Raw genomic sequence first — 19,251 nt, 5'->3', positions numbered from 1 at the left:
GCGCCAGTGTCCAAGCGATCGCTATCGACTTGATTGCGCACAAAAAATCCCTATTTGTTACAAACACTTGGAACCCTTCAAGTAGAATATCGTCCTATCCCGCTGTATGCTTTCACTTTCATGACACGCGCGCCGCGTGTGCTTCGTATCTCTCGTTCTGCAGGTAACTTACCTTGTTGAATTCTTTGCTCGATTTCCTTGCCCACGGGCTGCTGCGTTTCTCGTGGTGGCAACTCGTCGTGTACACGCTGATCGTGACGCACATCACGATTATCGGCGTGACCGTCTATCTGCATCGCTGCCAGGCGCATCGCGCGCTGGATCTGCACCCGATCGCCAGTCATTTTTTCCGCTTCTGGCTGTGGATGACCACCGGCATGCTGACCGGCCAGTGGGCCGCGATTCATCGCAAGCACCACGCGAAATGCGAGACCGAAGAGGATCCGCACAGCCCGCAGACGCGCGGCATCTGGAAGGTGCTGCTCGAAGGCGCCGAGCTCTATCGCACCGAAGCGAAAAACGAAGAAACGATGCGCAAGTTCAGTCACGGTACGCCGAACGACTGGATGGAGCGCAACGTCTACACGAAGTACCCGATTCTTGGCGTGAGCCTCATGATGGTGATCAACGTCGCGCTGTTCGGCGCCGTCGGCCTGACCATCTGGGCCGTGCAGATGGTGTGGATCCCTTTCTGGGCCGCGGGCGTGGTCAACGGCCTCGCGCACTTCTGGGGCTATCGCAACTTCAATTCGTCGGACGCGAGCACTAACATTTTCCCGTGGGGCATCATCATCGGTGGCGAAGAACTGCATAACAATCACCACACGTATGCGACGTCGGCGAAGCTGTCGAACAAGTGGTACGAGTTCGACATTGGCTGGATGTACATCCGCATCATGCAGGTGTTTCGTCTGGCCAAAGTGAAGAAGGTCGCACCGACGCCGCGCCTGACCACCGGCAAGCTCGTGCTCGATCAGGACACGCTGCAGGCCGTGCTCGCGAACCGCTACGAAGTGATGGCGCGTTACGCGAAAGCGATCAAGCGCGCATACCGCCAGGAGCTCGCGCATCTGAAGGAAGTTGGCGCGCGCGAAAAGTATCAGGTGATGCGTGGTGCGCGCAGCTGGTTCCACAAGGAAGAGGCGGGCTTGAACGAGCCGCAGAAGCTCCAGCTGCCGCAGATTTTCGCGAACAGCCAGAAGCTGAAAACCTACATCGACATGCGCAACGAACTGGCGGCAATGTGGGAGCGCTCCAACGCGTCGCGCGAGCAATTGCTGGTGCAATTGCAGGACTGGTGCCATCGCGCAGAGCAGAGCGGTATCAAGGCGCTGCAAGACTTCGCGATGCGACTGCGTCGCTATGCCTGAAATCCATTAAAATTTCAGGACGTCACAAAACCCCGCGTTGGCGGGGTTTTGCATTTTTGGGCCGTGGAAATGCATTGCGCGTGTAGCGCGGTCGGCAAGCCGCGGCGGCCAGGTGAGGGCAGAGGAGATGATGGAGAAGCAGGCGATCAGGACCGTCGAATTCGATCGGCCTCAGGCGCAGGGCACGACCTGCGGGATCGGGCAGGCGTGGGCGAAGGTGCCCGAGACGCCGTCGGCGGAAGAAAAGCGCGCGCTGAAGGCGCGCATTCGCGAATTACTCAAGCGCGAGAAAGCGGTGCTGGTCGCGCACTATTATGTCGACGCCGAATTGCAGGAACTCGCCGACGAAACCGGCGGTTGCGTGGCCGATTCGCTGGAAATGGCGCGCTTCGGCCGCGATCACGAAGCGCAGACGCTGGTGGTCGCGGGCGTGCGCTTCATGGGCGAGACCGCAAAAATCCTCAGTCCAGACAAGCGCATTCTGATGCCGGATCTGGATGCGACCTGTTCGCTCGACCTCGGTTGTCCGGTCGACGAGTTCTCGGCGTTCTGCGACGCACACCCGGACCGCACGGTGGTCGTGTACGCGAACACGAGCGCGGCCGTGAAGGCGCGCGCGGACTGGATGGTGACGTCGTCGATCGGGTTGGAGATCGTCGCCGATCTGCATGCGCGCGGCGAGAAGATCATCTGGGCGCCGGACCGTCATCTCGGCAGCTACATCCAGGGCAAGACCGGCGCGGACATGCTGATGTGGCAGGGCTCGTGCCTCGTGCACGATGAATTCAAGGGCATCGAACTCGATCTGCTGCGCGCCGATTATCCGCACGCGAAGGTGCTCGTGCATCCGGAGTCGCCGGCCAACGTGGTCGCCCAGGCGGACGTGGTCGGCTCGACCACGCAGTTGATCGACGCCGCGCAGAAGCTCGACGCGACGCACTTCATCGTCGCGACCGACCTCGGCATCCTGCACAAGATGCAACTCGCCGCGCCCGGCAAGACGCTGATTGCCGCGCCGACGGCCGGCAACAGCGCGACCTGCAAGAGCTGCGCGCATTGCCCGTGGATGGCGATGAACGGACTCGCCAATCTGGCCGATGTGCTCGAGCGCGGCCACAACGAAATCTTCGTCGAGCGCGGGATCGGCGAGCGTGCGCGTCTGCCTATCGATCGCATGCTCGATTTCGCGGCGCGTCACAAGAAGCGCGTGCAGGCGAGCGGCGATCTCGCGCGCGACGCGCAACTGTATTCGAATGTGGGGGCAGCGTAATGAAGGTGGTGGAGAAGGCGCCTGAGCAGGTAGTGGCGCGCGAAGGGGCCGACGCAGTGTCGCCGCTTTTCGCGGCGATTCACGCGCAATATGGCGTGGCGTTCGACGCGGCGCTCGCGCGCAATGTCGCCGATGCACTCGCCGAAGATATCGGCACCGGCGATCAGACCGGCCGCCTCGTGCCTGCCGATGACGTTCGCGACGCGCGCATCATCGTGCGCGAGGAAGCGGTACTGTGCGGCGTGCCGTGGTTCGACGCGGTGATGCGCGCGGTCGATCCTCGCATCGTAGTTCAATGGCGTTACCGCGAGGGCGACCGCATGAGCGCCGACACGACGGTCTGCGATCTTCGCGGGCCGGTGCGCGCGCTGCTGACCGCCGAGCGCAACGCGATGAATTTCCTGCAGCTGCTGTCGGGCGTGGCGAGCGCGACGCGCCGCTATGTCGACGCGATTGCTCACACGCACGCGCGCATTCTCGATACGCGCAAGACGCTCCCGGGCTTGCGGCTCGCGCAGAAGTACGCGGTGCGCATCGGCGGCGGTGCGAACCAGCGGCTCGCTCTGTACGACGGCATTCTGATCAAGGAAAACCATATCGCCGCGGCCGGCGGCTTGGGCGCGGCGATGGACGCGGCGCTCGCGTTGAATGCGGGCGTGCCGATCCAGATCGAAGTCGAAACGCTCGAACAACTGGAAACTGCGCTCGCGCATGGCGCGCAGTCGATCCTGCTCGACAACTTCTCGTTCGACATGATGCGCGACGCGGTTCGCATCACGGCCGGGCGCGCGGTGCTCGAAGTGTCCGGCGGCGTGAATTTCGAGACCGTGCGCACGATCGCGGAGACTGGCGTGGACCGCGTGTCGATTGGTGCACTGACCAAAGACGTGCGCGCGACCGACTACTCGATGCGGATCGTTTGAGCGCCGCGCGTTTTAGCGTGACAGTCGACGCTCGTGATGACTTAACAAGGCCATTGCCGGAGCTTACCGGCAATGGCCTTGTCGTTTGTGGCGTCGTTTCAGCGTGTATTTCGGCCCAAGGCTGTCAGGTATTCGGCCTGCGTACATACTTCGGCGTGAGCACCGTCGGTAGCGCCTTGGGTAATGTGGATGGCCAGTCGCGGCTGAAGTGCAGGCCGCGGCTTTCGCGCCGCGAGCGCGCGCTGTCCACGATCAGCGACGCCACATCGACCAGATTGCGCAGTTCCAGCAGATCGCGGCTCACCTTGAAGTTCGCGTAGTACTCGTGGATCTCGTCGCGCAGCAACGCGAGCCGATGCTTCGCGCGCTCGAGCCGCTTGTCGGTGCGCACGATACCGACGTAGTTCCACATCAGCCGGCGCAGTTCGTCCCAGTTGTGCGCGACCACGACCTCCTCGTCCGGATCGGACACGCGGCTTTCGTCCCAGGCAGGCAGCGGCGCGTGAACGGCGGCAGCGAAGCCTTCCGCTTCGATCGCCTTGGCGGCGGAGCGGCCGATCACGAGGCATTCGAGCAGCGAATTGCTGGCAAGTCGGTTCGCGCCGTGCAGGCCGGTGCAGGACGTTTCGCCGACCGCGTAGAGACCCGCGAGATCGGTGCGGCCCGCCAGATCGGTGACGACGCCGCCGCACGTGTAATGCGCGGCCGGTACCACTGGAATCGGCTCTTTCGTGATGTCGATGCCGAACTCGAGGCAACGTGCCAGGATCGTCGGGAAATGCTCTTGCAGGAACTCGGCCGGCTGGTGGCTGATGTCGAGGTACACGCAATCGATGCCGCGTTTCTTGATCTCGAAGTCGATCGCCCGCGCGACGATGTCGCGCGGCGCAAGCTCCGCGCGCTCGTCGTGATTGGGCATGAAGCGCGTGCCGTCCGGCAGTTTCAGAATGCCGCCTTCGCCGCGCACTGCTTCCGAAATCAGGAACGACTTCGCGTACGGGTGAAACAGGCACGTCGGGTGGAACTGGATGAATTCCATGTTCGACACGCGGCAGCCAGCGCGCCATGCCATCGCGATGCCGTCGCCGGTCGCGGTGTCGGGGTTGGTCGTGTACAGGTAGACCTTGCCGGCGCCGCCGGTCGCGAGCACCGTATGCGGCGCTTCGATCGTAACGGTGCGGCCGCTTTGCAGATCGAGCGCATACAGACCATGGCAGCGGCGGCCGGGCAGGCCGAGGCGTTCGGACGTGATCAGGTCGATTGCGTGATGTTCTTCGAACAGCGTGATGTTCGGATGCTGGCGCACCTGCTCGCTGAGCGTGGCGACGACCGCATGGCCCGTCGCATCGGCCGCGTGAATGATCCGGCGATGGCTATGGCCGCCTTCGCGCGTCAAATGAAAGCCCAGTTCGGCGGCCTCGTCTTTCGTGAACGGCACGCCCTGTCCGATCAGCCATTCGATCGCGGCGCGCCCATGCTCGACGATAAAGCGTGTCGCCGCCTCGTCGCACAGGCCGCCGCCTGCGATCAGCGTATCGCGTACGTGACTCTCGACGCTGTCCGCCGAATCGAGCACCGCGGCGATGCCGCCTTGCGCCCAGTCGCTAGCGCCTTCGGTCAGCGATCGCTTGGCGATCACAGCAACTCGCCGTGTCTGCGCGAGATTGAGCGCGACGCTCAAACCAGCCAGACCGCTACCGACAATCGCCACATCGAATTCCATTGCCCACATCTCCGTCTTTCGTTTTGCGATGACGGCGCGCGAACCGCACGCCGCGAAAACGACAAAGGATACGCGCCGCAACGCCCTGGCGAAAGCTGGCCAAACGGAATAGGGCGATTCGCGCGCGCATTGCGGAGCTATCGCGAGGTCCGCGCAAAAACAAAAAAGCCTCGCACGGATGCGAGGCTTTTCATGTTTTTGCCTTCGTCAGGCTGGAGAGCCAAGATTACTTGATCTTGGTTTCCTTGTAGTCAACGTGCTTGCGAATGACCGGATCAAATTTCTTGATCAGCATCTTTTCCGGCATGTTGCGTTTGTTCTTCGTGGTCGTGTAGAAGTGACCCGTGCCTGCGGTCGATTCCAGCTTGATCTTGTCGCGTGCGCCTTTCGCCATGATTTACTCCTTAGGCTTCACCGCGTGCGCGCAAATCTGCGAGCACAGCGTCGATACCGTTCTTGTCGATCAGGCGCAGGCCGGCGTTCGAAACGCGCAGACGCACCCAACGGTTTTCGCTTTCCACCCAGATGCGGCGGTTTTGCAGGTTCGGCAGGAACCGGCGCTTGGTCTTGTTGTTCGCGTGGGAAACGTTGTTGCCGCTCATCGGCGCTTTCCCAGTTACTTGGCATACGCGTGCCATGAGAGCACTCCTAATACGCTAATTCTGAGTTCGAACGCCGTGAAAGTTTCCCGAAAAGAGCCGCGCTGAAAGTGTGCGAAGTTGCGCCGAATTTGCATCGAGACACTTCGCTACCACAGCCGCCTGACCTTTGCGGAACGCCTTGATGGCTTCGGAACAGGGGGTTGGAAATAGGCAAACCGGAATTCTAGCAGAAAAAAAGCCGCAAAATCAAACCTTATTTGCGATGCGGGACGCTGCGCCGTACGGCGGCACTTCCGCTTCCCGCGCTCGAGCGGCCTTGCGCGCGAGCCCTGGCCAGCCGGCGCGGGCGAACGAATATACGGTGTCCGCGCCGATCACCAGATGATCGATCAACTGCACATCGACGAGCGCGAGCGCGTCGCGCAGCGTCTGCGTGAGGCGGCAGTCGCTGGCACTCGGCTCGACGGCGCCGGACGGATGATTATGCGCGACGATCAGGCTGGCCGCGTTCGCGGCGAGCGCCCGCCGCACGATCTCGCGCGGATATACGGCCATGCGCGTGAGCGAGCCGCGCGCGCTTTCCTCGCAGCGGATCAGCCGATGCCGGGCGTCGAGAAACAGCGACACGAACACCTCCTGCGGCTGTCCGCCGATCAGAAGGCGCAGATAACTTTCGACCGCTTCGGGCGAATTCATTAGCGGGCGCTTGCGCATCTTGTCAACCAGCGAGCGACGCGCCATTTCCATGATCGCGAGTAATTGCGCTTTTTTCGCGGGGCCGATGCCGCGAATGCCGTCGAAGTCCGCATAAGTCGCGTCGAGCATCGCGCGCAGGGAGCCGAAGCGATCCAGCAGCGCCCGCGCGACGCTGAACACGTCGTGACCGGGCAGGCCCGAGCCGAGCACGAGCGCGATCATTTCGGTGTCCGACAGCACGTGGGGGCCCTGCTCAATCAGTCGCTCGCGCGGCATGTCGCGCCGGAGCCATTTACCCCGAAACAGTTGCCGCCGGCAGCGGGCGGTGGAGCCGGCGGCTTTTGACGGGGCCTCGGCCGACCGATTCGCGGCGGCTTTCACGCCGCCTCCGGCGCGTGCCGGCGCCTTCGGTCGTCGCAGCGTTGGCGCAGGTGTTTCGTCGATTGTGCTGGCGAAATCAGCCATATATATAGAGTCCTCCGCGTAAGGTTGACGGCGCACGCGGCGCAATGCGCCGCCGGGCCGTGCCGCCCTCGCGCGCGACGGACTCAAGCCGGCGCCCGCTAGGTGGCTTACAATAGACACTTTGCGCACGGCACGCCGACGGTTTGCCACACGCGTCGACTGCCCCGCGGCGCACGCGTGCAGCGCTTCGACTGAGCGAGCATTGCATGAGCATCATCGATATTTCCGAGGTGAAACCCGGTTCACACGTCACGCTGCATTACCGGCTTTCCCTTGCCGATGGCGCCGAAGTGATCAACACGTTCAACGACAAGCCGGCCACGCTGCTGCTCGGCGCCGGTCAACTGGCGCCGCCGCTGGAAGATATTTTGCTGGGTTTGAAGGTGGGCCACCATTCGACCTTTCAGCTAGCGCCGGGGCAGGCGTTCGGCCCGCGCAATCCGGATCTGATCCAGCGCGTGTCCGTCGCCACGCTGCGGGAGAACAGCGTGATCGGCGAGGATTTTTCCCCGGGTGACCTGGTCGAATTCAACGCGCCGGGCGGCGGGCGCTATGCCGGCGTACTGAAGGAAGTCGGCGAAACGTCGGCCCTGTTCGATTTCAATCACCCGCTTGCCGGCCAGGCGCTGGCGTTTGAAGTGAAAATCATCGGGATTCTGTAAACATGAGCATCACGGATACGACTCTTGCCGAAGCGGAGATCCTGCTGGCCCAGCCACGCGGGTTCTGCGCCGGCGTCGACCGGGCGATCGAGATCGTCGAGCGGGCCATTAAGCTGTATGGCTCGCCGATCTACGTGCGTCACGAAATCGTCCATAACGCCTATGTGGTCGAAGACCTGCGCAAGAAGGGAGCGATCTTCATCGAGAACCTGGACGAAGTGCCGGCGGGCAACACGGTGATCTTCAGCGCGCATGGCGTGTCGAAGGCCGTGCGCTCGGAGGCCGAGTCGCGCGGGCTGCGAGTGTACGACGCCACTTGTCCGCTCGTGACCAAGGTGCATATCGAAGTCGCGAAGATGCGCCAGGACGGTTTCGACATCGTGATGATCGGCCACAAGGGCCACCCGGAAGTCGAAGGCACGATGGGCCAGGCGGCCGAGGGCATGCATCTGGTCGAGGACATCGAGGATGTGCAGGCATTGCAACTCGCCGATCCGGAGCGGATCGCCTTCGTCACGCAAACCACGCTGTCGGTCGACGACGCCGCCGAAATCATCGGCGCGCTGAAGGCCAAGTACCCGTCCATCCGTGAGCCGAAGAAGCAGGACATCTGCTACGCCACGCAGAATCGCCAGGACGCAGTGAAGTTCATGGCGCCGCAGTGCGACGTCGTGATCGTCGTCGGCAGTCCGAACAGCTCGAATTCGAACCGCTTGCGCGAGCTCGCCGAGAAGCTCGGCGTGCCAGCCTATATGGTCGATTCGCCCGATCAGATCGATCCGGTTTGGGTCGAGGGCAAGCGCCGCATTGGCGTGACCGCCGGTGCGTCGGCGCCGGAGGTGCTGGCGCAGGCGGTGATCGCGCGTCTGCGTGAACTGGGTGTGCGCAACGTGCGCGCGCTCGAGGGCATCGAGGAGAACATCGCGTTCCCGCTACCGCGCGGGCTCGGTCTGCCAGCCTGACAATCCGTTAGCATCGCTGAAAGGAAAGCGCGCCCGAGGGCGCGCTTTTTTATGGCGCGAGTCTGTTGATCCACCGAGTATATTGGGTGCCAGATCGAACGAATTCACACATTTCCGTGTTCTCGCGCACAAATCATTTTGAAAAGTGACCGGGTCTTTTATTGATTTTCGATCGATGCGTCCCCGTTTTAACCTTGCCAGGCAGGTTAAGACGAATTAATCGTGCACTGAATTAGTGCGTCTTGACGAGCACACGACAAAAAGAACATACCGGACGCAGGCCCCGCCTATCCGGCATGCGGACCGACGGGCCGCAACACTTGATGCCATCGGGCCCGGCGACGGTGCAACTGGTGCACGAAAACAGATCGCAACCGGGTTGCGCTTTTTAGCGGATTTTGCTTTCGATATCAGGTTGCAATGCAGGAAAACCCCACCGGTTCAACAATATTGCCACCCGCATAATTGGAGTTACAATGCGCGCGTTCTCAAGGCCTTGAGGTCCTGAACAGTGGATTTTGCAAGGCGCAGGAGACCTTACTTGATGCGAGTCAAATTTGCTTACGCCGTGTCCATCGCGGCCGCCGCGGTTGCGATGCTGACCGCGTGCGGCAAGAAACAGGATGGCGAAGCGGGAACGGGCGCATCGGCGGCCTCGGCCGCGGCGGTTGCCGCCGCGAGCGAAGCGACTATCGTGAAGATCGGTCATGCGGCTCCGTTGACGGGCGGCATCGCGCACCTGGGCAAGGACAACGAAAATGGGGCGCGCCTCGCAGTCGAGGAAATCAATGCGCAGGGTTTGACGATCGACGGTCGCAAGATCCAGTTGCAACTCGACGCGCAGGAGGATGCGGCCGACCCGAAAACCGGCACCGCCGTTGCGCAGAAGCTGGTCGACGATCACGTGGTCGCGGTGATCGGACACCTGAACTCCGCGGTCTCGATTCCGGCGTCGAAGATCTATAGCGACGCGAGCATCGTCGAGATCTCGCCGTCGTCGACGAATCCGGCCTATACGCAGCAAGGGTTCAAGACGACCTATCGGGTGGTCGCGACCGACGCGCAGCAGGGTCCGGCGCTCGCCAATTACGCGACGAAGGCGCTGGGCGCCAAACGCATCGCGGTCGTGGACGATGCGACCGCCTACGGCAAAGGTCTCGCGGACGAGTTCGCGAAGACCGCCGAGGCGAGCGGCGCGAAGATCGTCGCGCGGGAGGCGACGAGCGACAAGGCCACGGATTTCCGGGCCATTCTCACGAAGATCAAGAGTGTTCAGCCGGACACCATCATGTTCGGCGGCATGGACGCGACGGGCGGGCCGTTTACGAAGCAGGCGGCGGCGCTCGGTATCAGGGCAAAAATCCTTGGCGGCGACGGTGTGTGTACCGACAAGGTGGGTGAGCTGGCGGGTACCGCCGTGCAAAACCTGGTCTGTTCGGAAGCAGGACTCGCGCTTTCGAAAATGACCAATGGAGCGGACTTCGAAAAGAAGTACGAGGACCGCTTCCACACGCCGGTGCAGATTTACGCGCCGTTCACGTATGACGCTGTGTACGTGATCGTCGATGCAATGAAGCGCGCTAATTCTATCGAGGCGCCCAAGGTGCTGGCTGCGATGCCTTCGACCGATTACAACGGGGTAATCGGCCACATCGCGTTCGACGACAAGGGTGATTTGAAAGAGGGCGCCATTACGCTTTACGACTTCAAGGACGGCAAGAAGGCAGTGCTCGACGTCGTAAAGATGTGATGACGGGAAGTTCGGCCTGACGGCACCGACACCATCCAACGGTGCCGTTTTTGCATCCGCCCAAGGGGAGCTCGCGACCGCATCACGGTCCTCAGGGCAAGCCGGCAGCGGATAACCCTTACCGGTCTTTTACATCAGTACCCGCAGTGCCGTTGAGATTCGTAGCGCATCACCGCCGACCGGCAGATGAAAAACGCGAATCCAGTCGCACGGGCTAAGGAGCATTAAATGGATATCTTCATCCAGCAGATCCTGAATGGACTGGTGCTTGGCAGTGTCTATGCCATCATCGCACTGGGCTACACAATGGTTTACGGCATTCTGGGCATCATCAACTTTGCTCACGGCGATGTGTTGATGGTGGGCGCGATGGTTGCGCTCTCCGCCATAGGTGTGCTGCAGAACCACTTCCCCGGCCTCGGCAATGTGCTGACGCTCGTGATCGCGTTGATCATCGCGGCGGCGGTCTGCGCGGTGGTCGGCTACACGATCGAGCGGGTCGCCTACCGGCCGTTGCGGCGTGCGCCGCGTCTCGCGCCGCTGATCACCGCGATCGGTGTATCGATTCTGCTGCAGACGCTCGCGATGATGATCTGGTCGCGCAATCCGCTGCCGTTCCCGCAACTGCTGCCCACCGACCCGATCAACGTGATCAAGGCCACCGACACGACGCCCGGCGCCGTGATCTCGATGACTGAAATCGTGATCATCGTGGCGGCGTTCCTCGTGATGGGCGGCCTCCTGCTGCTCGTGCACAAGACCAGGCTCGGCCGTGCGATGCGCGCGATCGCCGAGAACCCGAACGTCGCGAGTCTGATGGGCGTGAACCCGAACTTCGTGATTTCGGCGACCTTCATGATCGGCTCGGCGCTGGCTGCGCTCGCCGGCGTGATGATCGCGTCCGAATACGGCAACGCGCATTTCTACATGGGCTTCATCCCTGGCCTGAAGGCCTTTACCGCGGCGGTGCTCGGCGGTATCGGCAATCTCGGCGGCGCGATGGTCGGCGGCGTGCTCCTCGGCCTGATCGAGCAGTTGGGTGCCGGCTATATCGGCAACCTCACAGGCGGCGTGTTCGGCAGTAACTACCAGGACGTGTTCGCGTTCATCGTGCTGATCGTCGTGCTGGTGTTCCGTCCGTCGGGCCTGCTCGGCGAACGTGTCGCGGATCGCGCCTGATCCCGGGCCACAAGGAGTCAACAATCATGACCTCAATTCAACCGATCGAGCCGTCCACGACGCTCATCCCCGAAAAGAACCGCACGAAGACGCTGACCATCGGTATTCTCACGGCGATCTTCGTGATCGCGGCGCCGATGGTCATCGGCGCCGCGGGCGGCAACTATTGGGTCCGCGTGCTCGACTTCGCGATGCTGTACGTGATGCTCGCGCTGGGCCTGAACGTGGTGGTCGGCTTTGCCGGCCTGCTGGACTTGGGCTACATCGCGTTCTACGCGATCGGCGCCTACACGGCCGCGCTGCTGAGCTCACCGCACCTCGCGACGCAATTCGAGTGGATCGCGCATCTCGCGCCGAACGGCATCCACGTGCCAATCTGGATCATCGCGCCGATCGCGATGGCGCTCGCCGCGATGTTCGGGATTCTGCTCGGTGCGCCGACACTGCGTCTGCGTGGCGACTACCTCGCGATCGTGACCCTCGGCTTCGGGGAAATCGTGCGGATCTTCATGAACAACCTCGACCGTCCGGTGAACATCACCAACGGCCCGAAGGGAATCACGGGCATCGACCCGGTGCAGGTCGGCGGCTTCAGCCTCGCGCAGACGCACTCGCTGTTCGGCATGCAGTTTCCGTCGGTGTACCTGTACTACTACCTGTTCGTGCTGTGCGCGCTGTTCGTGATCTGGACCTGTACGCGCCTGCAGCATTCGCGTATCGGCCGCGCGTGGGCGGCGATCCGCGAAGACGAAATCGCCGCCAAGGCGATGGGCATCAATACCCGTAACGTGAAGCTGCTTGCGTTCGCGATGGGCGCGTCGTTCGGCGGCTTGTCGGGCGCCATGTTCGGCTCGTTCCAGGGTTTCGTGTCGCCGGAATCGTTCACGTTCTGGGAATCGGTCGTGGTGCTCGCCTGCGTGGTGCTCGGCGGCATGGGCCACATTCCGGGCGTGATCCTCGGCGCGGTGCTGCTCGCGGTGTTCCCCGAGTTCCTGCGCTCGACGATGGGTCCGCTGCAGAACATGATCTTCGGCCATGAAATCGTCGATACCGAAGTGATCCGTCAGTTGCTGTACGGCCTCGCGATGGTCGTGATCATGCTGTACCGCTCGGAAGGCCTGTGGCCCGCGCCGAAGCACGAAGACAGGATTGCGAAGCTGGCGAAGCGTGGCGGCAAGAAGCCGGTACGCGCATAAGGTCCGGTGGAGAAAAAGACATGAGCGATAACGTAAGCAACAACGCGACGACCCGACTGTCGGTGAAGGGCGTCAACAAGCGCTTCGGCGGCCTTCAGGCGCTTTCCGAGGTCGGCCTGCAGATCCGCGCGGGCGAGATCTACGGCCTGATCGGCCCGAACGGCGCGGGCAAGACCACCTTCTTCAATGTGATCACGGGTCTGTACACGCCGGATTCAGGCGAGTTCAAGCTCGACGGCGAGAGCTACACGCCGACCGCGGTCTATCAGGTCGCGAAGGCGGGCATTGCGCGCACGTTCCAGAACATCCGTCTGTTCGGCGGCATGACCGCGCTCGAAAACGTGATGGTCGGCCGTCATGTGCGCACGAAGCACGGTCTGCTCGGCGCGGTGTTCCAGACGCCGGCCGAACGCCAGGAAGAGCGCGAGATCAAGGAGCGCGCGCTCGAACTGCTCGACTACGTCGGCATTACGCAGTACGCGGACTATACGTCGCGCAACCTGTCGTATGGCCACCAGCGGCGGCTCGAAATCGCGCGTGCGCTGGCGACCGATCCGAAGCTGCTCGCGCTCGACGAACCGGCGGCCGGCATGAACGCCACCGAGAAGGTCGAACTGACCAGGCTGCTCGACAAGATCCGTGCGGACGGCAAGACGATTCTGCTGATCGAACACGACGTGAAGCTCGTGATGGGTCTGTGCAATCAGATGACGGTGCTCGACTACGGCAAGGTGATTGCGCAAGGTCTGCCGCAGGACGTGCAGAAGGATGCGAAGGTGATCGAAGCTTATCTGGGTGCGGGGGTCCACTGATGTCCACGACGCAAGCAATGTTGAAAATCAAGGGCCTGCAGGTCAACTACGGTGGCATCCAGGCGGTCAAGGGTGTCGACCTCGAGGTCGGGCAGGGCGAACTCGTCACCCTGATCGGCGCGAACGGCGCGGGCAAAACCACGACGATGAAGGCGATCACCGGCCTGAAGGCGTATGCGGCCGGCGACATCGAGTACATGGGTCAGTCGATCAAGGGCCTGCCCGCGCATGAGCTTCTGAAGCGCGGTCTCGCGATGGTGCCGGAAGGGCGCGGCATTTTCGCGCGCATGTCGATCGTCGAGAATATGCAGATGGGTGCCTATCTGCGCAACGATGACGATGGCATCAAGTCGGACGTCGAGCGCATGTTCGGCTTCTTTCCGCGTCTGAAGGAGCGTGCATCGCAATACGCGGGCACGCTGTCGGGCGGCGAGCAGCAGATGCTCGCAATGGCACGCGCGATCATCTCGCGGCCAAAACTGCTGCTGCTCGACGAACCGTCGATGGGTCTGTCGCCGATCATGGTCGAGAAGATCTTCGAAGTGGTGCGCCTGATTTCCTCTGAAGGCATGACCGTGCTGCTCGTCGAGCAGAACGCGCGGCTCGCGCTGCAGGCGGCGAATCGCGGCTACGTGATGGACTCCGGTTTGATCACGATGTCGGGCGACGCGAAGCAGATGCTCGACGATCCGAAGGTTCGGGCCGCCTATCTGGGTGAATGAGTGGGTGAATGAGTGGGTGAATAGTTGGACGTATGCCCTTTGCGCATACGTCCGGCTTGCAACGCGCCCCACGATGCAACGTCGTGGGGCGCGCTTTATTTTTCTGGCTGGGGCGTGAATTATGGGAGTCGACCCATAACCGAACTGATTTCGTCTTTTGTGAACGCACGCAGCGTTTGCGAGCGGACATTGCCGGCTGAGCCGAGCGCGAAGCCGAAAGCGAGAAGGCTCTGCTCGTCTGCCGCTTCGACGACCGAGACAATGTCGTATTCCCCTAAGGTCCAGTAGATCTGCTTCATCTCGCAGCCAAAAGTTTTCGCCATCTCTGCCGCCTGTCCGGCTCGCTGCGCGCTGTTCTTTACCGCGCGGATACCCTGATCCGTGAATTGCATGAGCACCACATAAGTCACCATGAAGATTCCCCTGAGGATTCAAACGCGTTGGGACTCAGATGCATGAGCCGCCCCGGGGAGCGTCGCGAACCGCCGCAAACGTGTCTTTCCAGCACCGGCGTCGTCTCGTGCGTAAACGATTCTAGGCAATCCACCTGCTCGCCATCTGCTATTTGTCCGAATCCGCCGATATGTGCGCTGCTTGCGGGAGAACCATTGAAAAAGCCGCATGCGTCAAGCAACGCATGCGGCTTTCTTTAATCAGGCGTACGACGCGAATCAACTGGCCGGGGCCGCGTCCGCGTATTGGCCGAGCCGCTTGCCGAGGCTGATCACCGCATCGGCGCGATACCCGAGCGCATCGTAGAACGCCCGTATTTCAGCCGTTGCCGACGACAGTACCTGCAGGTTCAGCTTCGGACAACCAAGCTTCGTCAACTCGCTCTCGACGTGCGCGACGAGCCGCGTGCCGATGCCATGACGTCGCAGCGATGCGTCGACCGCGAGCGAATACAGCCAGCCGCGGTGTCCATCATAGCCGCCCATTACGGTGCCGACGATGCGTCCATCGAGCACCGCGACGAAGAACAGCTCCGATTGCGTCGCGAGCTTATTGGCGATCGACTGACGCGGGTTGCGCTGCGGTCGCGTCACGTCGCGATACTCGGGAAACACGTCCTGCCATAGCGCAATCACGGCTTCGGTATCGGTCGCGTCGAAGCGGCGGATCGACAGCGTCGTGTTCGTCGTCATCGGTGCGCTCCGTGGGTGATTACAGCGAGTCGAGAACCGAGCGCAGCATCGCCAGCATCTGGTCGATTTCTTCGGTCGTCACGTTAAGCGCCGGCATGAAGCGCAGCAGGTTCGGACGCGCGGCGTTCAGCAGCACGCCGTCGGGTTGCATGTCGCGCGCCTTCTCGACAATCTGGTTGCCGATGTCCTTGCCGAGCAGCAGCGCGCGCAGCAGACCCTCGCCGCGCTCGCCCTTGAAGCCGCGCTCCTCGGACAGCTCGAGCAGCTTCGTGCGCAGATATTCGCCGCGCGAGCGCACGCCTTCGAGGAAGCCCGGCGCGGTCAGCTGCGAGATCACCGAGTAGCCGACCGCGGTCATCAGCGGATTGCCGTTGTAGGTGCCGCCCTGATCGCCCGCTTCGAACACGGCGATTTCCGCCTTCGACAGCAGCGCCGCGAGCGGCACGCCGCCGCCGATGCCTTTGCCGAGCGTCATGATGTCCGGCTCGATGCCCGACAGCTGATACGCGAACAGCGTGCCGGCGCGACCACAGCCGCTTTGCACTTCGTCGACGATCAGCAAGATGTTGTGTTTTTTCGTCAGCTCGCGCAGTTGCTGCATGAACTCGCGGGTTGCGGGGATCACGCCGCCTTCGCCCTGGATCGGCTCGAGCATCACCGCGACGGTCTTCGCGTTGATCAGCTTTTCCACCGACGCGATGTCGTTCAGGTCCGCCTTCGGGAAGCCCGGCACCTGCGGCGCGTAGATCGTGTCCCAGCCCGGCTTGCCGCTGGCCGACATCGTCGCGAGCGTGCGGCCGTGGAAGCTGTGGTCGAACGTGATGATCTCGAACGCGCCGTCCTTGAACTTCCTGCCCCACTTGCGCGCGAGCTTGATCGCGCCTTCGTTCGCCTCGGCGCCGCTATTCGCGAAGAACACCTTGTCGAAGCAGCTGTGCTGCGTGAGCAGGCCCGCGAGCTTCGCCATCGGCTCGTTGTAGAACGCCGGCGACGGGTTGATCAGCAGCTTGGCCTGCTGGTTCAGCGCTTCGATCATGCCGTCGTTGCAGTGGCCGAGGCTATTGACCGCCCAGCCCTGAATGAAATCCAGGTAGCGCTTGCCGTTGTTGTCGTAAATCCACGAGCCTTTGCCGTGCGTGAAAACGATTTCAGGTCGGTTCGTGATGTACATCAGCGAATCGATTGGATACTCATTGAAATTCATGACGGCAGGCTCCAGGCAAAAGGGTAAGAGCAGGGTGAAGAAACGGTGACAGTTTGGCCAATAAAAACGGCGGCCGGAAAAACAGAAAAGCCACGGCATGCCGTGGCTTTCATGATTCGAACAGCTTGCGCCCAGGTTTTGTGTGGCGCGAGTCCGTGACGAAGCCAGCGGCGTCCCTAAGGGAGCGGCGAGCGGCGACGTCGGATTTCGGACTGGATGCGGTTCATGCGCGAAAGAATACGATAAGAAAAGCGCCGGTGTAAACCTTGAATTTGCACTGGCGCTGCATTGGGGGGAATTTGCCGCCGTGCAATCAGACCGCGTTCGCGAGATCGGCCGCGCTGGTGAACGAGTCCGCGTAGAACTCGTCTTCCGGCAACTGGTGATGCTGCGTGAAATCGCGCAGCGCCGATTCGACCATCACCGGCGCGCCGCATGCATACACCTGGTAGGCCGACAGATCGGGCAGATCCTCGATCACCGCCCGATGCACGAAGCCCGTGCGGCCCGTCCATGCGTCGCCCGCATCGGGCTCGGAGAGCACCGGCACGAACTTGAAGTTCGGAATCTCGCGCGCCCATTGCTCGGCGAGTTCGAGCAGATACAGGTCTTTCTTGCGGCGCGCGCCCCAGTAGAGCGTCATGGGGCGCGTCATGCTCTTGAACACCGCATGCTCGACGATCGCCTTCAGCGGCGCGAAGCCGGTGCCCGACGCGAGCAGCACGATCGGCCTGTCCGAGTCTTCGCGCAGGAAGAACGTGCCGAGCGGCGCTTCGAAGCGCAGGATGTCGCGCTCCTTCATCGTGTTGAACACATGGTCTGTGAACGCACCGCCGGGCATGTGGCGGATGTGCAGCTCGACCGGGCCTTCGACGTGCGGCGCGCTCGCCATCGAATAGCTGCGGCGCTTGCCGTCCTTCAGGATGAATTCGAGGTACTGGCCGGCCAGATATTGCAGACGTTCGTTGGCGGGCAGTTGCAGCTTCACGACGATCACGTCGTCGGCCTTGCGCTCGATCGCGTTCACGCGGCACGGCAGCTTCTTGACCTGCACATCGCCGACGCCGGCCACTTCGCGGATGTCGACTTCGAGATCGGAGCACGCGGTCGCGCAGCACAGGAGCGCCATGCCGCGCGTCTTTTCGTCGTTCGACAGCGCCGACGACGAGTGCGCGCGCTGTTCGACCTCGCCGCTCACGACCGTGCCTTTGCACGAACCGCACGCGCCGTTCTTGCAGCCGTACGGCAGGCCGACGCCTTGACGCAGCGCTGCGGAGAGCACCGGTTCGTCCTGTTCTACCTGAAACTGCCGGCCGGTTTGCCGGAGCGTGACGTTAAATGCCATAAAGTGTTCGGAATCGAAAATTCGGAATCGTATGCGGACCCGCCGGATCAACCGCGCGGTACCTGTTGCGTGTGACCGCTACAATGCGCCCACCATGAAAGCGACACGAAACTTCCGCCGGCCGCGCGTGCTGATCGTAGGATGCGGCGACGTCGGCATGCGCTGCGTGCCCCTCTTGTGGCCGCGCGCGCGTATCTTCGCGTTGACGAGCCATGCAGCGCGCTGCGATGAGTTGCGCGCCGCGGGGGTGACGCCGCTCGTCGGCGATCTCGACGCGCGCGGCAGCCTCAAACGGCTCGCGCGCCTCGCGCCGACGGTGCTGCATCTCGCGCCGCCGCAGAAGTCCGGCGACGAAGATCGACGCACTCGCGCGCTGCTTGCGACGTTAGGTGCCGGGGGCCGCATGAACGCTTGCGCGGCGAGGTCGTCCGTCGCGCCGATCGCGCGGTTGCGCCGTGCGCGCGCTTCAGGTCTGGACGCTGAAACACCCGATATTGTACCCGACGGGGTGCGCCGGACCGGCGCTTCGCGCGCACCGGTGCGCATCGTTTACGCGAGCACGACGGGCGTCTACGGCGATTGCGGCGGCGCGTGGATCGACGAAACGCGCGCACCACGGCCCGCGAATGCGCGCGCCAAACGTCGCGTGTCGGCCGAACGGCAGTTGCGGCGCGCGACGGCGCGCGGCAGCGTCGCCACGAGCATCGCGCGGATCCCGGGCATCTATGCGCGCAACCGTCTGCCGCTCGCGCGGCTCGAAAGAGGCACGCCGGCGCTCGTCGATGCCGACGACGTCTACACGAATCACATCCACGCCGACGACCTCGCCGCGATCCTCGTGCGTCTCGCCACGCATGGCCGGCCCGCGCGCGCACTGCACGCGTCCGACGATTCGTCGCTGAAAATGGGGGAGTATTTCGACGCGGTCGCCGATGCGTTCGGGCTCGCGCGCCCGCCGCGCATCACGAGAGAGCAGGCGGAGCAGCAGATCGATCCGATGCTGCTGTCGTTCATGCGCGAGTCGCGCCGGCTCGTGAACCGGCGTCTGAAGGAGGAATTGCGGGTACGTCTGCGTTATCCGAGCGTCGAGGATTTTTTGCGCGAGGCGAACGGGAAACGCGGCTAGGTCGGCAGCAGAAACAAAATGCCGCCTCGCGAGGGCCGGGTTGCCCCGCAGAGCGTATCCGCCGCACCGCATCAATGCGCCGCGCAAAACGAGCTGCGC

At 62.7% G+C, this 19,251-nt stretch carries 19 protein-coding genes; 11 read left to right on the top strand and 8 right to left on the bottom strand.

The window, feature by feature from the left end; translation table 11 throughout:
- Positions 1–173: 173 nt before the first annotated feature.
- The 3 genes from OKW41_RS36865 to nadC all read left to right on the top strand — a co-directional run bounded on the left by OKW41_RS36865 (position 174) and on the right by nadC (position 3,563).
- On the top strand, positions 174–1,370 hold the full coding sequence (locus tag OKW41_RS36865) for a DesA family fatty acid desaturase (RefSeq protein ID WP_429575609.1): 1,197 nt from the start codon (positions 174–176) through the stop codon (positions 1,368–1,370).
- Between the two features lie 130 nt (positions 1,371–1,500).
- Positions 1,501–2,640: a quinolinate synthase NadA gene (gene nadA, locus OKW41_RS36860; RefSeq protein WP_429454523.1), complete on the top strand. Its 1,140-nt coding sequence runs from the start codon at positions 1,501–1,503 to the stop codon at positions 2,638–2,640.
- Entirely contained in the window at positions 2,640–3,563 is a 924-nt protein-coding gene (gene nadC, locus OKW41_RS36855; protein WP_429451395.1) for a carboxylating nicotinate-nucleotide diphosphorylase, read from the top strand. The genes nadA and nadC overlap by 1 nt, the downstream gene beginning before the upstream one ends.
- Positions 3,564–3,687: 124 nt before the next feature.
- Here the strand turns inward: nadC and nadB are convergent, their stop codons facing one another.
- The 4 genes from nadB to radC all read right to left on the bottom strand — a co-directional run bounded on the left by nadB (position 3,688) and on the right by radC (position 7,049).
- On the bottom strand, positions 3,688–5,286 hold the full coding sequence (gene nadB, locus OKW41_RS36850) for an L-aspartate oxidase (protein ID WP_429451394.1): 1,599 nt from the start codon (positions 5,284–5,286) through the stop codon (positions 3,688–3,690).
- A 226-nt stretch (positions 5,287–5,512) separates the two neighbouring features.
- The gene (gene rpmG, locus OKW41_RS36845; protein WP_008919555.1) at positions 5,513–5,680 is read right to left on the bottom strand and encodes a 50S ribosomal protein L33; all 168 of its coding nucleotides are present in this window, start codon (positions 5,678–5,680) and stop codon (positions 5,513–5,515) included.
- A gap of 10 nt (positions 5,681–5,690) precedes the next feature.
- Complete coding sequence (gene rpmB, locus OKW41_RS36840; protein ID WP_007180631.1) at positions 5,691–5,924, bottom strand: 50S ribosomal protein L28; 234 nt, start codon at positions 5,922–5,924, stop codon at positions 5,691–5,693.
- Positions 5,925–6,134: 210 nt separating this feature from the next.
- On the bottom strand, positions 6,135–7,049 hold the full coding sequence (gene radC, locus OKW41_RS36835) for a RadC family protein (RefSeq protein WP_429575608.1): 915 nt from the start codon (positions 7,047–7,049) through the stop codon (positions 6,135–6,137).
- A gap of 206 nt (positions 7,050–7,255) precedes the next feature.
- Here radC and OKW41_RS36830 point away from each other — a divergent pair, with 206 nt between their 5' ends.
- The 7 genes from OKW41_RS36830 to OKW41_RS36800 all read left to right on the top strand — a co-directional run bounded on the left by OKW41_RS36830 (position 7,256) and on the right by OKW41_RS36800 (position 14,332).
- Positions 7,256–7,711, top strand: a complete 456-nt coding sequence (locus OKW41_RS36830) for an FKBP-type peptidyl-prolyl cis-trans isomerase (protein WP_429451391.1) — start codon at positions 7,256–7,258, stop codon at positions 7,709–7,711.
- A 2-nt stretch (positions 7,712–7,713) separates the two neighbouring features.
- Positions 7,714–8,673 (top strand): 4-hydroxy-3-methylbut-2-enyl diphosphate reductase, encoded by a 960-nt coding sequence (gene ispH / locus OKW41_RS36825; protein WP_184006365.1) that lies wholly within the window; start codon positions 7,714–7,716, stop codon positions 8,671–8,673.
- Between the two features lie 544 nt (positions 8,674–9,217).
- The gene (locus OKW41_RS36820; protein WP_429575607.1) at positions 9,218–10,423 is read left to right on the top strand and encodes a branched-chain amino acid ABC transporter substrate-binding protein; all 1,206 of its coding nucleotides are present in this window, start codon (positions 9,218–9,220) and stop codon (positions 10,421–10,423) included.
- 228 nt (positions 10,424–10,651) lie between these two features.
- Positions 10,652–11,602 (top strand): branched-chain amino acid ABC transporter permease, encoded by a 951-nt coding sequence (locus OKW41_RS36815; RefSeq protein WP_184006364.1) that lies wholly within the window; start codon positions 10,652–10,654, stop codon positions 11,600–11,602.
- Between the two features lie 26 nt (positions 11,603–11,628).
- On the top strand, positions 11,629–12,798 hold the full coding sequence (locus tag OKW41_RS36810) for an ABC transporter permease subunit (protein ID WP_018421575.1): 1,170 nt from the start codon (positions 11,629–11,631) through the stop codon (positions 12,796–12,798).
- Positions 12,799–12,818: 20 nt separating this feature from the next.
- Positions 12,819–13,610: an ABC transporter ATP-binding protein gene (locus OKW41_RS36805; RefSeq protein WP_184023151.1), complete on the top strand. Its 792-nt coding sequence runs from the start codon at positions 12,819–12,821 to the stop codon at positions 13,608–13,610.
- 17 nt (positions 13,611–13,627) lie between these two features.
- The gene (locus OKW41_RS36800; protein WP_026225995.1) at positions 13,628–14,332 is read left to right on the top strand and encodes an ABC transporter ATP-binding protein; all 705 of its coding nucleotides are present in this window, start codon (positions 13,628–13,630) and stop codon (positions 14,330–14,332) included.
- Positions 14,333–14,451: 119 nt separating this feature from the next.
- Here OKW41_RS36800 and OKW41_RS36795 read toward each other — a convergent pair whose 3' ends face one another.
- The 4 genes from OKW41_RS36795 to OKW41_RS36780 form a co-directional block, all read right to left on the bottom strand.
- Positions 14,452–14,745, bottom strand: coding sequence for a GYD domain-containing protein (locus OKW41_RS36795; RefSeq protein ID WP_429575606.1), 294 nt, complete (start codon positions 14,743–14,745; stop codon positions 14,452–14,454).
- Positions 14,746–15,003: 258 nt separating this feature from the next.
- Positions 15,004–15,477, bottom strand: coding sequence for a GNAT family acetyltransferase (locus tag OKW41_RS36790; protein WP_429575605.1), 474 nt, complete (start codon positions 15,475–15,477; stop codon positions 15,004–15,006).
- A 19-nt stretch (positions 15,478–15,496) separates the two neighbouring features.
- Positions 15,497–16,681: an acetylornithine transaminase gene (locus tag OKW41_RS36785; RefSeq protein ID WP_429575604.1), complete on the bottom strand. Its 1,185-nt coding sequence runs from the start codon at positions 16,679–16,681 to the stop codon at positions 15,497–15,499.
- Positions 16,682–16,994: 313 nt separating this feature from the next.
- Positions 16,995–18,026, bottom strand: coding sequence for a CDP-6-deoxy-delta-3,4-glucoseen reductase (locus tag OKW41_RS36780; protein ID WP_429451382.1), 1,032 nt, complete (start codon positions 18,024–18,026; stop codon positions 16,995–16,997).
- A 94-nt stretch (positions 18,027–18,120) separates the two neighbouring features.
- Here OKW41_RS36780 and OKW41_RS36775 point away from each other — a divergent pair, with 94 nt between their 5' ends.
- Entirely contained in the window at positions 18,121–19,152 is a 1,032-nt protein-coding gene (locus tag OKW41_RS36775) for an SDR family NAD(P)-dependent oxidoreductase (protein ID WP_429575603.1), read from the top strand.
- The last annotated feature ends 99 nt before the right edge of the window (positions 19,153–19,251 follow it).

The sequence above is a fragment of the Paraburkholderia sp. UCT70 genome (genome assembly GCF_050434085.1).
In the GTDB taxonomy this organism is placed as follows: domain Bacteria; phylum Pseudomonadota; class Gammaproteobacteria; order Burkholderiales; family Burkholderiaceae; genus Paraburkholderia; species Paraburkholderia tuberum.
Note: the sequence above shows the minus strand (reverse complement) of the source record. Positions and strands in the feature narration are given on the sequence as shown.

Excerpts from the sequence above, each read along its gene's own strand:
- nadA (WP_429454523.1), top strand. The coding sequence starts at position 1,501 with ATGGAGAAGCAGGCGATCAGGACCGTCGAATTCGATCGGCCTCAGGCG.
- nadC (WP_429451395.1), top strand. The coding sequence starts at position 2,640 with ATGAAGGTGGTGGAGAAGGCGCCTGAGCAGGTAGTGGCGCGCGAAGGG.
- nadB (WP_429451394.1), bottom strand. The coding sequence starts at position 5,286 with ATGGAATTCGATGTGGCGATTGTCGGTAGCGGTCTGGCTGGTTTGAGC.
- rpmG (WP_008919555.1), bottom strand. The coding sequence starts at position 5,680 with ATGGCGAAAGGCGCACGCGACAAGATCAAGCTGGAATCGACCGCAGGC.
- rpmB (WP_007180631.1), bottom strand. The coding sequence starts at position 5,924 with ATGGCACGCGTATGCCAAGTAACTGGGAAAGCGCCGATGAGCGGCAAC.
- radC (WP_429575608.1), bottom strand. The coding sequence starts at position 7,049 with ATGGCTGATTTCGCCAGCACAATCGACGAAACACCTGCGCCAACGCTG.
- OKW41_RS36830 (WP_429451391.1), top strand. The coding sequence starts at position 7,256 with ATGAGCATCATCGATATTTCCGAGGTGAAACCCGGTTCACACGTCACG.
- ispH (WP_184006365.1), top strand. The coding sequence starts at position 7,714 with ATGAGCATCACGGATACGACTCTTGCCGAAGCGGAGATCCTGCTGGCC.
- OKW41_RS36820 (WP_429575607.1), top strand. The coding sequence starts at position 9,218 with ATGCGAGTCAAATTTGCTTACGCCGTGTCCATCGCGGCCGCCGCGGTT.
- OKW41_RS36815 (WP_184006364.1), top strand. The coding sequence starts at position 10,652 with ATGGATATCTTCATCCAGCAGATCCTGAATGGACTGGTGCTTGGCAGT.
- OKW41_RS36810 (WP_018421575.1), top strand. The coding sequence starts at position 11,629 with ATGACCTCAATTCAACCGATCGAGCCGTCCACGACGCTCATCCCCGAA.
- OKW41_RS36805 (WP_184023151.1), top strand. The coding sequence starts at position 12,819 with ATGAGCGATAACGTAAGCAACAACGCGACGACCCGACTGTCGGTGAAG.
- OKW41_RS36800 (WP_026225995.1), top strand. The coding sequence starts at position 13,628 with ATGTTGAAAATCAAGGGCCTGCAGGTCAACTACGGTGGCATCCAGGCG.
- OKW41_RS36795 (WP_429575606.1), bottom strand. The coding sequence starts at position 14,745 with ATGGTGACTTATGTGGTGCTCATGCAATTCACGGATCAGGGTATCCGC.
- OKW41_RS36790 (WP_429575605.1), bottom strand. The coding sequence starts at position 15,477 with ATGACGACGAACACGACGCTGTCGATCCGCCGCTTCGACGCGACCGAT.
- OKW41_RS36785 (WP_429575604.1), bottom strand. The coding sequence starts at position 16,681 with ATGAATTTCAATGAGTATCCAATCGATTCGCTGATGTACATCACGAAC.
- OKW41_RS36780 (WP_429451382.1), bottom strand. The coding sequence starts at position 18,026 with ATGGCATTTAACGTCACGCTCCGGCAAACCGGCCGGCAGTTTCAGGTA.
- OKW41_RS36775 (WP_429575603.1), top strand. The coding sequence starts at position 18,121 with ATGAAAGCGACACGAAACTTCCGCCGGCCGCGCGTGCTGATCGTAGGA.